We start from the raw sequence: 15,005 nt of genomic DNA on the forward strand, positions 1-15,005 counted from the left end.
GGGTCACTCGCAGGCGGTGAGGCGGTACAGGGCGGCGTCGCCCTCTCGCGCGACCTCGGTCATGATTCCGGGTACGTCGATCGCTCGGTCGATGCCCGAATAGAACGCCGCTGCATCGCCGCCGTCGCCAAGGATCTCGTCCGTGGTGAACACGAAGGTCGCCCCTAGCTGACGAGCCGCGTCGCAGACAGCGGGATCGTCGAGAGCGGCATCGAGGCGCTGAGCGATTAGGACACGGGGAGCGTCCCAATCGCCGGTGAGGTGAGGGAATACCGGCTCGCGGTCCCCGAGCGGCCATGTGAGGGCGCCTCCCCTCCAAGGGTTGCCGATCACGAGATCCCCGTCCGGCACCACATCGTCCATACGGGCGAGAAGACTCAGAGCGTCCTCGTCCACCAGCGCTGCGGACGCTCCGTCCTCTGGTGCTGTGAACACCGTCCGCGTGGCGGACACCACACCCCCGATCGACGGGCCGAACCATGACGACAGAGCGACCGCTGCAACGAGAAGAGAGCTCGTTGCGCGGATGCGGTTCCGCGCCCGGCGGCCCAATAACCGAGCCGAAGCCGTTGCGACGGTCAGCACGCCGAATGCCGCCAGTGGAGCGGCGAGCACCGGAATCGCGGCCATGAGGCGGTACTTGTCCTTGTACCACAGTCCGGTCAGTATCTTCGCCGCGTCCGCATCGCTAGAAGCAGCGCAGACGTAGAGGACCACAAGAGCCGCCCAGCTCGCGACGATCCAGAGCAGTCCGGGTCGCCGCAGACACAGCAGTAGGCCGAGCAATACGGCGGCCGCGAGCAGAAGCGACGGGGGTACGGGGGACTCCGCGGGCGAGACGACCGGCCCGAGTCCGACGGCTTGAGCCACGGCATCGGTCACCGACTGGTTGGCACGCGCTGGTCCCCCGTTCAGTCGATCGGAAATCGGTCGGCCTGGTTCGTCGAAGAAGCGGAATAGCGACACCGCCGCCAGTGGCAGCGCGACGATCGCGCCGGCGACGAGTGAGACGGCGAGCACACGCGCCCGATTCCGTGTCTTCTCGCGCCCGTGCATCCGCACGAGCGTCGCGACGACGACGTTCACCAGCAGGGGGACAGCCAGTACCGCGAATGTCGGGAGTGAGCGGGGATGAGCGAAGATCTCGGCCACCAGCCAGGCGCCGAAGAGCCCACCCGTAAGAAGGGGGCGCTCGCCGCGGAGAAGCAGGAGGAGCAGGGCGAGGCCCGCGGGCAGCAGAGAATACGCAAGGTAAGTCGGATAGAGCGTTCCCCAGTCGACGAGTAGGTAGGGAAACGCTGCGAAACACGAAGCCAGCAGTGCCGCCGCAGCACGGAGCGACGTTCGCCGGCTGAAGCCGGGGAACAGCGTGTCCGTGAGTAACACCACGCCGGGTATCCACGCCGCCGCCGCGACGGCGAGCGTCGCCGCGTTGGTCGCCACAGGGATCCCGACGCCGGTCCCGCCGGCGAGGAGTGCCACCAACGAATGCCAGCCCGCCGGGTAGAAGTCGGACGCCGCTGTCCCGGGATTGCTGATCTCGTAGAGGGTGAGCGACGAAGCGTTGCCGGACTCGAGGACGGCAGCGCTCGCGGAAAGATGGAACACCGCGTCATAGCTGAGACTGACGCTCGATCCGGCACCGATGCCGGAGAGCAGAATCGCTGCCGACGCCGTCGCTGCGAGACCGGCGGCTGCGAGGAGTGGCCAATTCCTGTGCCGGCTCGGCTGAGGACGCATCAGGAGCGCCGTGATGGCCGCCAGTGCGATCGCGGCGAAGACCGGAAGCACGGTGAGGGGGCGGAACTCCACCCCGACTAAGGCGTATCCGACGCCGAGCAGGCCGAGCAGCGCGACGGACAACGGAGCGGCCGACGCCACAGCGAGGAGACGCGTTCGCCCACTCGGCAGGACTGCCGCACCAGGCAGGACGAGGAGGAATATGCCGGCGACCGTCGCCAGGATCAGCCCGGGCGTCAACGGCTCAGTCGCGCTGCTCTACGGAGACGGAGGACGTCCGCTCGGGGAAGACGACGTAGTGGTAGAAGGCGAAGCGGACGATCACAACGAGTCCGATACTGGCCGCGTTGATCAAGTTGAGGACGACTGGGCCGTGATCCGGGATGACCCAGACACCGAGTGCGACGATGGCGGCGCCGAGAACGAGACAGAGGATGTTGACGGCGAAGAAGAGGAACACTTCGCTCGTCCGGCCCCTGTTGTCGCTCGACCGGAACGCCCACTGCCGATTGCCGAAGTAGGCGTTGATCATCGCGACCCCCGTCGCGAGTACCTTCGAAGTCACGGGATCGAGCCCGAGCGCATAGACGAAGACGTTGAATGCGGTCAGTTCGATGACAGCGCTGATGGCTCCGACGACGAGGAACTTCCATCCTTTGGCGAAGAGGCCTCGCATTGTTCCTTCCGGGTCTTTGGACCGCACCAAAGTACCTCACCCGCTCTCGAGCTCCGCCTGCCGTCCGGCCAGGACTCAGGACAGCAGCCGCCGTAACGCCCCCCCCGTTCAGGGGGAACCTGGCGGTTCGCGTCAGGAATGTACCCCGTCCGCTCGTAGGGTGGGCGTGCCCAACGGGAGGTTCTCTTGACACACGGCAAGCGCGCGCGACTCGGGCGCGCCCTCGTAGCGATGATCGTGACGCTCGGTGCGATGCTTACCCTGTTCGTGGCGACGCCCGCCGCTCAGGCCGCGGACCTGACCCAGTTCCGTCCCGGTGCCATCATCAGTGACGAGGTGTTCTACAACAGCGGGACCATGGACGCCACCGCCGTTCAGCGCTTCCTCGACTCGAGGGTCGCTACGTGCAGCAGCGGGTACACGTGCTTGAAGGACTACCGCCAGGACACCTGGAGTCGTTCCGCCGATCCGATGTGCGGGGCCTACCAGGGCGCTGCCTCGGAAAGCGCGGCGGCGATCATCGTGAAGGTCGCCCGCGCATGTGGCATCAATCCACAGGTGCTCATCGTGCTGCTTCAGAAGGAGCAGAGCCTTGTGACCTCTACTCGCCCCACTTCCGGGCAATACCGGTCCGCCACCGGGTACGGATGTCCTGACACCGCGCCCTGCGACGCCCAGTACTACGGCTTCTACAACCAGGTATACAAGGCCGCCTGGGCGTTCAAGCGCTACAACAACCCGGCCGGCACCGGACCGGGCACCGCGTGGTCGACGGTCTACACGCGCTATGCGCCGGGCAAGTCCGTCGACGTGTACTACCACCCGTCGACGTCGTGCGGCTCGTCCAAGGTGTTCATCGAGAACAAGGCCACCGCCGCGCTCTACTTCTACACGCCTTATCAGCCGAATAGGGCCGCGCTGAACGCCGGATACCAGACAGGCGACAGCTGTTCCGCTTACGGGAACCGCAACTTCTACAACTACATGATCGACTGGTTCGGGGCGATCCCGTCGGTCGGGTCGGCATTCGCCGATTACTACAACGCCTCCGGCGGCACGAACGGCCCGTACGGGCGACCCACGACCCCGCAACTCACTCTGTCCTTCGGCAAGGTGCAGACCTTCGGGGGAGGCGTGATGTACGCCACGGGTCGCGGCGTGCTCGGCGTCCGAGGATGGATCGAGGACGTCTACGCGGCTTCCGGCAGCGAAAAGTCCCCGATCGGTCTCCCGACTGCCGATGAGAAGCCGTTGCGCGGCGGCGCTTGGCAGGAGTTCGAGCGGGGTCGGATCTACGCCTCCGCCAGCGGAGCCTTCATCACTCGAGGGTGGATCGGTGACGAGTACATCCGGCTGGGCGGAAGCACCTCGGCGCTGGGATTCCCGGTCGGGAACGAATACGGCGTCTCGGCTGGAGCTGTTCAGCAATTCCAGTTCGGGGCCCTCGTCGCCACCGCCACGGGCACGTACAGCGTGCGGGGCTGGATCGGGGACAAGTACCGTGCTCTCGGGGCGGAGAAGGACCTGGGTCTGCCGCTGGGCAACGAGTACGCGAAATCGGGCGTCGTGATCCAGGACTTCCAGAAGGGGAGCATCGTCTGCTGCACCCCTAACGCCTATGTGATGCGTGGCGAGATCGACAAGGCCTGGGACGCCGCAGGCGGTCCAGCCTCGGTCGTGGGAGTTCCCCGCGACGATCAGAAGAGCGCTCCGCCTTCCGGCAACTATCAGCAGTTCGCCAACGGTCGGATCGTCCAGTCGAACGCCGGCGCCTTCGTGGTGCGGGGCTGGATCGGTGATGCCTACAACTCGGTGGGCGGCTGGACCTCGGCGTTCGGCTACCCCAGGTCGAACGAGCAAGCAGCGGCGTCGTCCGCGAGTCAGCAGTTCACAGGAGGGATCTTCTACTCCACGTCCGCGGGCGCCTATGGGGTGCGCGGCTGGATCGGCGACAAGTATGCGACCACTGGTGCTCTGACCTCTCCCCTTGGCGCTCCCACCTCGTTCGAGCGCAGCCTCTCCGGCGGAGCTGTCCAGACGTTCCGGGCCGGACGGATCTACTCGAGTTCCGCCGGCGCGTTCGTGGTTCGTGGGTCGATCGGTGACAAGTACAACTCTGCCGGTGCCGAGTCGTCCCCGCTGAGGTACCCGCGGGGCGATGAGAAGCAGGTGACCGCGAGGAACGGCACGGTGGGGTACCTCCAGCAGTTCCAGGGCGGACGGGTTTACGTCAGTCCCGCAGGTTTCGCGATCACTCGCGGATGGTTGGGCGACCATTACGTCTCTCTGGGCGCGGAAGCATCGGGACTCGGTTTCCCTCGGGGAGACGAGTACAGCCGTAACGGTGTCTTCATCCAGGAGTTCCAGAACGGACGCATCGAGCTGCGCGGCTCCACCTTCACGGTCGTGCGATACTGACTCACCGACGTTCCACCCACCGACATGATCGCCCGGAGAGCCAGTGACGACGGAGAATCGGCGATCTCGAGTCGTCGCGGTCATCGTCTCCTACAACCGACAGGAGTTGCTGGCTGAGGCGCTTCGGGCGGTCGATGCTCAGAGCCGTCCTGTCGACGCCCTGGTCGTGATCGACAACGCCTCCACAGACGATTCGGTTGCGGTCGCCCGACGGGTCTCTCCGCAGGCCGACGTGATCGCCCTCGAACGGAACGTCGGCGGTGCCGGTGGTTTCGCCGTGGGCTTGGCCGCCGCCCTTCAGGACCACGGCGCAGAGTACGTATGGCTGATGGACGACGACACCATTCCCACCCCGGGGGCGCTCGCGTCGCTGCTCGCCGGCGCAGCGCGGGAGAGTGCGGTGGTCGCTGCATCCAGAGTCGTATGGACGGACGGGTCCGACCACCCGATGAACACGCCTCGTCGGCATCCTTTCCAGCGTCGGCGGACGGGTGGCGCGGTGCCGGTACGCAGCTCATCGTTCGTCTCCATGCTGGTGCGGGCATCCGCAGTGCGGGCCGAGGGACTGCCGATCGCCGACTACTTCATCTGGAACGACGACTTCGAGTACTCGACGCGGCTGATCCGCTCCCGCAGGGGCGTCTACGTGCCCGACAGCGTCGTCGAGCACCGCACGAAACGGCTCGTCTCGACGGACGACGATCCAGGAGACCGCTTCTATTTCGAGGTCCGCAACAAGCTGTGGATGTACCGTCTCTCGCGCTCCCTGGCGCCGGGGGAGAAAGCGGTCTACGGCGCCTCCACGGCAGTGCGTTGGGTTCGGACCTTCCGACGTTCCCAGGACCGACGGACTCTCGCACGAGCCCTTCGCGCCGGGGTTCGCGACGGTTCACGCACTCGTCCCCGCCCCAACTCGGAAGTGATGCGCGACCTTCCGAGAGCCGAAGGACTGGTCAAGGCGTTCGAATCATGACCGAGACGAACTTCTCTCTGCTGCTGCCCGTCTACGCCGGAGACAAGCCCGAGTACCTCGAGAAGGCCTTCCTCAGCTCCACGGCGGAGCAGACGCTGAGGCCGTCGGAGGCGATCATCGTGCGCGACGGTCCGGTCGGGGCCGAGCTAGAGCGACTGATGGACGCCCTCGCCGCGGAGAGCCCGATACCGACGCGCGTCGTGCGGATAAAGGAGAACACCGGTCTCGCGCGTGCTCTCGAGCGGGGACTGGACGAATGCGCGCACGATGTGGTGGCACGCATGGATGCGGACGACATCTCCCTTCCTGAGCGGTTCGAGAAGCAGCTGGAGAAGATCCGCGACGGCTTCGACCTGGTGGGCTCCGGGATGCTCGAGTTCGCTGAGACGCACGGGGCGGTGCTCGCGCGACGCGTGCCGCCGACGGATCCTGCCGCTATCGTGCGGTACTCGCGTTTCCACGATCCGTTCAATCATCCCACCGTGGTTTATCGGCGTAGTGCCGTCCGCGCTGCCGGTGGATACCGCGACCTCGGACTGATGGAGGACTACTGGCTGTTCGCTCGGATGATCCAGAGCGGAGCGAGCGTCATCAATCTCGCCGACCCGCTCGTGATGTACCGGGTGGGGGACGGAGCGTATGCCCGCCGCGGCGGCTTCGGACAGTTCGTCGCGGAATTGCGTCTGCAGCGTGAGTTCCGGCGCTCCGGATTCACGACGCGCTGGCAGGCGGCACGCAACGTCGCGCTTAGGGCTCCCTACCGGCTGGTGCCCCAGGCGGTGAGGCGGGCCGCCTACCGTCGCGTCCTGGCGCGTTCGGTCGAATGATCAGCCGTCCCGCTCGGCACTGACGAGCAGGGCCGTCGGTCCGAACGGGTCCACCCACCCGGGCAGCGTGACGCGCGCAACCCTCAGGTCATACGCTGCGGGGGCGACGTCGTATCGAAGCAGTTGGATGTTGCCCCAAGCGGTGCCGGCCGTATCGAACTCGGTATAGGGCACGGAGACGCTCGCCGTCCTAGCCGGCGCGACCATCTGCCCGCCCCTCGCCTCGACCCAGATGTTGTCGGGCGCTCCGGTTCCCCACGACGTCGCCATGACGGGGCGCTCGAAGATGCCGTTCGAGACGGACATCGGGCGCTGGCAGGGGAACCAGAACGAGGAGGTCCAGGAGACCGCGGTGGCAGCGCCCGGGGGCACGACCGCCGAGAGCGGCCTCCCGTTCACGACGAGCGGGGACGAGACCGCTAGCCACTGATTCTCGAGCGTGGTGGCGTCCTCGGCGACCACCCGGAGGACTCCTCCGTCCTGCGCGAGCTGCGGAGGGAGCGGCACGTTCAGCGTGCGCCAGCCTGGCTGCTCACCGGGGAAGTCGACTTCGAGCTGCTGCATCGCACTCGAGCCGCGCGCGGCGTATTCGATGCGCACGGAGTTGGGCTCCGCGGCATTGAGGTCGCCGCCGACAAGCAGGACCAGCCGCTGATCCGGATCGAGCGCCGGGATGTCGTATACGGGCGTTGTGAGCGTACCGGCGCTTTGGGTCGCCTGGTTCGCGCTACCCCAAACGGTCACGCCGGCCTGAGTCGGTGGCAGGGGATCCGCTTCCGGCCAGCCTGCGTTCTCCTGCCACGTTCCCGTCAGTCGAGATTCGCCCTCCGCGACGGCGAGCGGAGTCCCCTCGGACGCGTCCCAGATCTCGATCGCCTCGTCGATCAAGCAGTTTTCGGCGAGGGGGTCCGCGAGATTGGCGCCTCCCGGCGTGTAATACCCCGAGCCCCTGAAGGCTGAGAGAGCGAAGGTGGCGACGAGGTATCCCGTCGTCAGAAGTGCGAACACGGTGACCAGGCCCGTGGCGGCGAGGAGTGCTCGCGCGCTACGCGCCGTTCCGAAGCGGCGACGAATCACCACCACCGCCACGGCGAGACTTACGACCGCCACGAGGAGCCAGAGCCCGAGGGAATCGAACCGAACGGCGTTGAAGCCGGGCACATCGCCGTGCCGGAACATGCCCTGGTCCCAGGAGTAGGCCCAGGAGTTGGGGCCGCTCAGGCCGACCACGATCGGGGGAATCAATGACGCGACGGCGAGTGGGGCCAGCCACGAGGGTACGGAGCTTTCTTCGGAGCGCGCCAGCAGACGTGGCGTCACAATGAGCACGAGGACGATCATCAGCGGCCCCACCGTGGCAAGGGCGCCGAAGTGATGCGTCCATTTGCTCGGGGTGATCCAAAGCAATACGAGCGAGAGCGCGAATGTCCACCCCGTCAGCCGGTACACGGGAGGAAGCGAGAGCCTGCCTTTGGCGAACACGGTCGCGACGACGAACCACAGGAGCAGCACCAGCCCGACGAGGACGAAACTCCGCTTGGCGTAGCTGCCCATCGCGATAGGACTCATCAGGAACGAATAGCGGTCCCATTCGTCCATCCACGTCTGCGGCGTCTCGACCGCGGCGAAGGTGGCGCGACCCGCCAACACGTCGTTCAGGCTCGCGTCGCGGAAGGCCACGAACAGTGCGACCGCACCGGCCGAAAGTACCCCCGCGGTACGCGCCGCCGCCCCCAGGAGATCGGTGCCCGTCCGGGCGACAGTCCATAGCGATGGCAGAGCGAGCAGAAGAGGGGCGAACGTGACGACCCCCGTGGGGTGCGCCGCGAACGCCAGGCCCGCGACCACGGCGGCGGCGAATGCGGGCACGAGCGTGTTTCGCGAGATGGCGCGGAGCACCAGTGCGATCACCGCCACCGAACCTGCTGCGCCCACAATCTCCGGTCGAGAACCGATGGAGAAAGCGAACCACCAGCCGCAGAAGACAAGGGCGAGCAACGCGACCGCTGCTGTCCGGGTCCAGCGGCGGGCATCGGCGAGCTGACTGCTCAGGAGGGTGCGAGCGACCAGCCAGGCGACGATGCCGGCGATGAGCGCCGGCACGCGCAGCCAGACGGGCGACCGACCGCCGATCTGCTGCCAGTAGTAGAGGAACTCCCAGAACCAGGTGAACGGGGCGAACGGCTGGTTGTACATCTGGTAGTAGTTGCCGACGTACCCGGCGTCACCGTAGCTGAGCGACATCGCCGCGTAGTAGCCGTCGTCGTCCGTCATCGGTCCGATGAACACCCACAGCACCAGACCTGCGACGACGGCGATGTCGACCGCGCCCAGCGTTCGCAGCCAGGCGAAGGCGCGAACTCGGAGCGGAGCGGACACCCGGGAGTGGCGGAACTCGATCACGAGCAGGATGAAGGTCAGCGCGACTGCGAGCCAGAGGATCACCATCAGCGCGAGCTTGAGCGGCGTGGGGGTCGAATCGTAATCGTTGACGACCTGCAGTTCGACTGACAGGGCTCCGGCCGGTAGCGCATCCACGTCGGTGAACAAGCCGTCCACCTGAGGCGGCAGCACGTCGGGCCATCTGACGGCCTCCTGCCCGTCGATCCGAACGACCGTGCCGCCGGTCGTCGTGGCGTGCACCACCCATTCGCTGGTGTCGGCCCACTCCCGTGTGAAGGACTCGCCGCCTCCGGCGATCGTGGCGGCCGCATCGGTGGCGGTGATCTTGAGCCCGGCCCGGGCGGACGATTCATCCGCGGCGTCGATCGTCGACAGAAGCAGGCCCCCGCCGCCAGCGGCGGCACGAAGCGACTCGTCATCGAACCCGACCTCGATCGAGTACGGGGTCTGGTTCGCGAGCATGAGGCTGGTGGGCTCGGGTGCGGACGCGTCCTGCGGCCACGACACCCGTACCTCCGACACGTCGACCGGTGCTATCGCCAGACCGAAGCCAGCGACCATCGCCACCAGTGCCGCCAGGAGGATCGCGAGTGGGCGCCTCGCTCCGCCGGGGTCGCTTCCCGTGTCGTGAGCGCGCAGGAATGGGCGAGAGATTGGCATCAGGTCTGTGGCTTCCGCTGTCCGAGGGCGAGGGGCGTCGGGCCGCCGCCGAGGCCCGGATAGTCTATGGCGCATGGTGGGGGAGGGGTCGCGACGCGCTCCGTACGTCACCGCCCTGGCCGCAACCGTCGTGTCGGGGTTGCTCACCTATGTGTTCCTCGCCCTCGTGTCCAGGAGCCTCACCGCGGCGGCGTTCGACGATTTCTCCGTCTTCTGGTCGCTTTCGCTGCTGGTCGGCTTCGGCCTCTTCGTGCCCCTGGAACAGGAGCTCGCGCGGGACCGGCGCGGGGGAGATCAGGCGCGCGGCGTCCACGAAACCTTGGCCGTGGGGTTACTGCTGAGCGGCGTCGCCGTGATCGTGCTCACGGTGCTCGCTGGCTCCGGGGTCGTGCAGCTACCCCCTGCGATCTTGTGGATCGCTATCGGGCTGGCCCTGCTGTCTCCTCTGCAGTACACGGCGAAGGGGCATCTGGTGCAGCAGGACAGGATCGTCCTGCACTCCGTGACAACCGTCGTCGAGAACGTCGTACGTACCGGAATCGCCGCAGTCGCCTTCCTGATGGCACTCTCGTCGGGCCGCGGGGACGATGCAGGCCTGGCGTCATTGGCCGTCGCGATCGCACTGGTGACGGCGTACGTATGGGTGCTGCTTCCCGCGCTTCGTCGACCACGGCTGTCCTTGAGAGGCACGGTGTCGCGCGTTCGAGTCGTGCTCGCAATCCTCGTTCCGTCGCTGGCCGGGCAGGTGCTTCTCAACTCCGGTCCGCTCGTGATCGACGCCCTGGTGGACGCAGCCGGATCGACCGGTGCCTTCCAAGCGACCTTCAATCTCGCCAGGCTGCCGCTGCTCGTCGTGTTGCCCCTTCAAGCTGTCCTCATCGGGCGGATGGCGCCCCTCGTCCGGGCGGGGCGGGTGCAGGAGCTGACCACCGCTTTGTCCCAGTTCGCGGTCGCCGTTCTGGGGGTCGCTCTCCTCGGCGCTGCTCTCGGCTGGCTCGTGGGGCCCTTCTTCGTGGAGCTCCTCTTCGGTCCTGGCCGCTCCCTACCTCCGGCCGGCGTAGCACTACTCATCGCCGCGGTGTGCATCTATGTGGGTCTGGTCATCAACACGCAGGCGCTCATCGTCAATGGCCGGACTCGCTCCGCCGCCTACGCGTGGCTGGCGTCGCTGGCGGCTGCTGCTGTCGGGTTCGGGCTCGGATTCGCACTGGAGGTCCCGCTCGCCGTCGCGCTCGGTCTGCTGACGGGGGCACTGGTCGCCTGGGTTGTCAGCATCCTGCAGCTACGATGGCGAACCGCCCATTCCGCGAGCTGAACGGAGTTCCCGTGGCATCAGTGGTGATCGCGCTCAACTACTACGCGCCGTACGTCAGTGGACTGACGAACGTGGCCCGGGACGAAGCCGAAGGGCTCGCGGCCCGCGGTCACCTCGTCACCGTGGTGACGAGCAGGCACGATGACGCACTGCCCCTGGAGGAGACGCTCAACGGAGTGCGCGTGGTCCGCTGCCCGGTGCGGCTGCGATTCGGCAAGGGCGTCGTCGCTCCGTCCTTCGTCGCGACCGTCGTGCGCGAAGCCCGGCGAGCGGACGTCGTCAACGTCCACGCCCCGATGCTCGAGGCGGGAGCAGTCGCAGTGCGGGTGCGGCGCGCGACCGGGGCCGCGGTCGTCACGACCTATCACTGCGACGTCAGCCTTCCCCCGGGACCCGTCAACGCTCTGCAGACGCGCGTGATCGACGCTTCCTCTCGCTCAGCCGCGCGGAACAGCGACGCAGTGGTGGTCACCAGCGACGATTACGCAGACCACTCACGTATCGCCCCGGCGCTCAGAGCGCGTCGCGTCGTGATCCCACCCGGGTGTCACGACCGACGCGGCGGCCGTCCGACGTACCGGGAGTCCTCGGGGCTCACCGTCGGGTTCCTCGGGCGCATCGTGGAGGAGAAGGGCATCGAGTACTTGGTCGCGGGATTCTCGGCCTTGGAGGATCCGGATGCAAGGCTGCTGATCGCCGGCGATTACGGCGCGGTCGCCGGAGGATCCGTCGTGGATCGTGTCCGTGCCGCGATCGGGAGGGACGAGCGCATCAAGGTGCTCGGGTTCGTGCCGGAGGACCGCATGGCTGACTTCTACGCGTCACTGGACCTTTTCGCGCTCACCTCCGTCAACGCGTTCGAGGCCTTCGGGATCGTACAAGTGGAGGCGATGATGACAGGTGTCCCCGCAATCGCGTCGGACCTCCCCGGAGTCCGTCAACCCGTCCGTGCGACGGGCTTCGGAAGGATCGTTTCCGTGCGGGATGCTCGCTCGATCACCAACGCCCTCCGTGAGTTCGAACCTTCGCAGTTCGACGCCGAGGCGCAGGCGACGAAGGCGCGCGAGCTCTTCGGCCTCGACACGGTGATCGATCGGTACGAGGACCTCGTGAACCGGTTCGCGGGTCAGCCCAGCGCGGGCACGAGGTAGAGCCCGACACCGAGGACTGCGAGCCACAGCAGCGCGAGGACCTGCAGCAGACGATCGCTCAGCGCGATGTCCTCGGGTGCTTCCGCGTCGCCGCGGTCGATGTGCTGCACGTATCGCAGCACGGCGAGGATGAACGGCGCGACCGAGATGGCGATCCACGGGTTCCGCACCGAGGTCTGAAGTTCGAACGCCCAGAGGCTGTACCCGAGTACGAGGATCGTGGCTGCGGAGTGCCAGACGAACCCGAGGTAGGAGTCGGTGTATCCCCGCAGCGAACGCCGCACCTCGCCCTCGAGATCGGGGTTCGCCTTGATCTCCGCGAAGCGCTTGCCTGCCACCATCAGCAGGGAGCCGAAGACCGCGACGAGGAGGAACCACTGACTGAGCGCCACTTCGGCAGCCACACCGCCGGCGATCCCGCGGAGCAGGAAACCGGATGAGACGACCGCGATGTCGAGGATCGGCTGATGCTTCAGCCAGAGGCAGTAGAGGATCTGCACCACGTCGTAGACAAGGATGACCGCGACGAGCTGGACGTTGGCCACCGACGCGAGAGCGACCCCTCCCGCGAGCAGCAGCACCGACACGGTGAGGGCGATCGGGATTGGCACCACGCCGGCAGCGATCGGACGATGCCGCTTCCGCGGGTGATCCCGGTCGGCCTCGACGTCGAGTGCGTCGTTGAGGAAGTAGATCGCCGACGCCGACAGCGAGAACGCGCCGAATGCGACGAGCGTCGCGAGGATGACGTCGGCCTGGAACACCTGTCCGGCGGCGAGCGGCGCGGCGAACACCAGGACGTTCTTCACCCATTGCCGGATGCGAGCGGTCTTGATGATGCCGCGGGTCATGGAGTCGGACGCCGACGGCGCCGGGATGAGATCGGGGGTGCTGATCGGACTCTCCTCGTCGATGGACTAACCCAGCGTAGCCGCCGGACGCACCGCCTCTCGTAAACTCGGGCTGTGCCAGCGACCACTCTGCACCTCGTCCGCCACGGTGAGGTAGACAATCCGAACAACGTGCTCTACGGGAGACTGCCGGGTTTCGGATTGACAGCCAGGGGGCGGGCGACGGCGGCGGCGGCGGCCGAGCTGCTTCGCGAGTACGACATCCGCCGACTCGTGGCTTCGCCTCTGGAACGAGCCGTCCAGTCGGCCGAGCCGATCGCGGCCCTGACCGGGCTGCCGGTGGAGACGTCCGATCGGCTCCTCGAAGCGACGAGCAGACTCGAGGGCGGGCCGTACCAGATGAATCTCTCCATCTTCGGCAAACCCGCGGCCTGGCCCTACCTGATCAATCCGCTCCGGCCGAGTTGGGGCGAGCCGTACCGGGACGTGGCGGAACGCATGCTTGCGGAGCTCCGTCATGCGTGGGCGAGCGTGCCGGAAGGCGACGTGGCTCTCGTGTCGCATCAGATGCCGATCTGGATGGCGCACCGGATCGCGACCGGGAAATCCCTCGCGCACCTTCCGACGAAGCGGCGGTGCGCGTTGTCGAGCATCACGCAACTCCGATTCGATGGCGACCGACTGGTCGAGGTCGGCTATCGGGTGCCCGCGCCGAAGCTCGCCGACGAGTCGAAGGACGTCGGCGCGGTCTAGCCTCGAGCCCGTCCGGGTACCCTTACCCGGACACTCTTCCTGATCCCTCTAAGGAGAACTGTGACTGACCTTCTCGTCGTAGGGTCCGGCTTCTTCGGTCTCACGGTCGCCGAGCGCGCAGCCGAAGAACTCGGCATGAACGTGACGATCATCGATCGGCGTTCCCACCTCGGCGGCAACGCCTACAGCGAGAACGAGCAGGAGACGGGTATCGAGGTGCACCGCTACGGTGCGCACCTCTTCCACACGTCCAACACCCGCGTCTGGGAATACGTCAACCGGTTCACCCGGTTCACCGGCTACCAGCACCGCGTCTACACCAACTATCGGGGAGAGGTCTTCCCGTTGCCGATCAACCTCGGCACGGTGAACCAGTTCTTCCGCGCCGCGTACTCGCCTGACGAGGCGAAGGCGCTCATCGCCGAGCAGGCAGGCGAGATCGCCGGTACCGAGGTCACGAACCTCGAGGAGAAGGGCATCTCGCTCATCGGGCGACCGCTCTACGAGGCGTTCATCAGGGACTACACCGCGAAGCAGTGGCAGACGGACCCGAAGGAGCTACCGGCCGAGGTCATCAGCCGCCTTCCTGTCCGCTACAACTACGACAACCGGTACTTCAACGACAAGTACGAGGGACTGCCCGTCGACGGCTACACCGCGTGGCTCACCCGTATGGCCGATCACCCTCGTGTCCAGGTGAAACTCGACACCGACTTCTTCGACACGTCCCAGCCGCTGAACAAGACCGCAACGGTCGGGCAGCTGCCCATCGTGTACACGGGGCCGGTGGACCGCTACTTCGACTATGCCGAGGGGCGCCTCAGCTGGCGCACGCTCGATTTCGAAGAGGAGGTGCTGCCGATCGGCGACTACCAGGGCACCTCCGTGATGAACTACGCAGACGCAACGGTGCCTTACACCCGGGTCCACGAGTTCCGGCACTTCCACCCGGAACGCGACTACCCGACGGACAAGACGGTGATCATGCGGGAGTACTCGCGCTTCGCCGAGGGCGAAGACGAGCCGTACTACCCGGTGAACACCCCGCAGGACCGCGAGGGGCTGCTGCGCTACCGCGAGCTCGGGAAGGGTGAGAAGGACGTCTTCTTCGGCGGGCGACTCGGCACCTATCAGTACCTGGACATGCACATGGCGATCGGATCGGCGCTGTCCATGTTCGAGAACCAGCTGCTCGAAGTGCTGACGCCGAAGGCTGCGTAGCTCAATCGTCTCCGGCC

The 15,005-nt window shown here is 66.8% G+C and carries 11 protein-coding genes; 7 read left to right on the top strand and 4 right to left on the bottom strand.

The window, feature by feature from the left end; translation table 11 throughout:
- Positions 1-3 precede the first annotated feature (3 nt).
- Complete coding sequence (locus JUB10_RS14575; RefSeq protein ID WP_242682169.1) at positions 4-1,980, bottom strand: DUF6541 family protein; 1,977 nt, start codon at positions 1,978-1,980, stop codon at positions 4-6.
- Between the two features lie 4 nt (positions 1,981-1,984).
- Positions 1,985-2,416, bottom strand: coding sequence for a GtrA family protein (locus JUB10_RS05710; RefSeq protein WP_207454699.1), 432 nt, complete (start codon positions 2,414-2,416; stop codon positions 1,985-1,987).
- Positions 2,417-2,647: 231 nt separating this feature from the next.
- Here JUB10_RS05710 and JUB10_RS05715 point away from each other — a divergent pair, with 231 nt between their 5' ends.
- The 3 genes from JUB10_RS05715 to JUB10_RS05725 are packed head-to-tail and all read left to right on the top strand — an operon-like array spanning position 2,648 to position 6,634.
- Positions 2,648-4,834, top strand: a complete 2,187-nt coding sequence (locus tag JUB10_RS05715) for an LGFP repeat-containing protein (RefSeq protein ID WP_207454700.1) — start codon at positions 2,648-2,650, stop codon at positions 4,832-4,834.
- Between the two features lie 43 nt (positions 4,835-4,877).
- Positions 4,878-5,807, top strand: a complete 930-nt coding sequence (locus JUB10_RS05720; RefSeq protein ID WP_207454701.1) for a glycosyltransferase — start codon at positions 4,878-4,880, stop codon at positions 5,805-5,807.
- The gene (locus JUB10_RS05725) at positions 5,804-6,634 is read left to right on the top strand and encodes a glycosyltransferase (protein ID WP_207454702.1); all 831 of its coding nucleotides are present in this window, start codon (positions 5,804-5,806) and stop codon (positions 6,632-6,634) included. The genes JUB10_RS05720 and JUB10_RS05725 overlap by 4 nt, the downstream gene beginning before the upstream one ends.
- On the opposite strand, the gene JUB10_RS05730 is transcribed toward JUB10_RS05725, so the two are convergent.
- Positions 6,635-9,598: an arabinosyltransferase domain-containing protein gene (locus tag JUB10_RS05730; protein ID WP_242682245.1), complete on the bottom strand. Its 2,964-nt coding sequence runs from the start codon at positions 9,596-9,598 to the stop codon at positions 6,635-6,637.
- Positions 9,599-9,770: 172 nt separating this feature from the next.
- On the opposite strand from JUB10_RS05730, the gene JUB10_RS05735 reads away from it, so the two are divergent.
- Both JUB10_RS05735 and JUB10_RS05740 read left to right on the top strand, forming a co-directional pair.
- Positions 9,771-11,012 (top strand): lipopolysaccharide biosynthesis protein, encoded by a 1,242-nt coding sequence (locus JUB10_RS05735; RefSeq protein ID WP_207454704.1) that lies wholly within the window; start codon positions 9,771-9,773, stop codon positions 11,010-11,012.
- Positions 10,985-12,163: a glycosyltransferase family 4 protein gene (locus JUB10_RS05740; RefSeq protein ID WP_207454705.1), complete on the top strand. Its 1,179-nt coding sequence runs from the start codon at positions 10,985-10,987 to the stop codon at positions 12,161-12,163. The genes JUB10_RS05735 and JUB10_RS05740 overlap by 28 nt, the downstream gene beginning before the upstream one ends.
- Here the strand turns inward: JUB10_RS05740 and JUB10_RS05745 are convergent.
- The gene (locus tag JUB10_RS05745) at positions 12,139-13,014 is read right to left on the bottom strand and encodes a decaprenyl-phosphate phosphoribosyltransferase (protein WP_207454706.1); all 876 of its coding nucleotides are present in this window, start codon (positions 13,012-13,014) and stop codon (positions 12,139-12,141) included. The genes JUB10_RS05740 and JUB10_RS05745 overlap by 25 nt on opposite strands.
- A 114-nt stretch (positions 13,015-13,128) precedes the next feature.
- Between JUB10_RS05745 and JUB10_RS05750 the strand changes: the two genes are divergently transcribed.
- A complete protein-coding gene (locus JUB10_RS05750) occupies positions 13,129-13,767 on the top strand; it encodes a histidine phosphatase family protein (protein WP_207454707.1) in 639 nt (212 codons plus the stop codon).
- A 60-nt stretch (positions 13,768-13,827) separates the two neighbouring features.
- Positions 13,828-14,988, top strand: a complete 1,161-nt coding sequence (gene glf / locus JUB10_RS05755; RefSeq protein WP_207454708.1) for a UDP-galactopyranose mutase — start codon at positions 13,828-13,830, stop codon at positions 14,986-14,988.
- Positions 14,989-15,005: the final 17 nt, after the last annotated feature.

Source organism: Desertivibrio insolitus (assembly GCF_017355965.1).
Lineage (GTDB): Bacteria > Actinomycetota > Actinomycetes > Actinomycetales > Microbacteriaceae > JAFIQW01.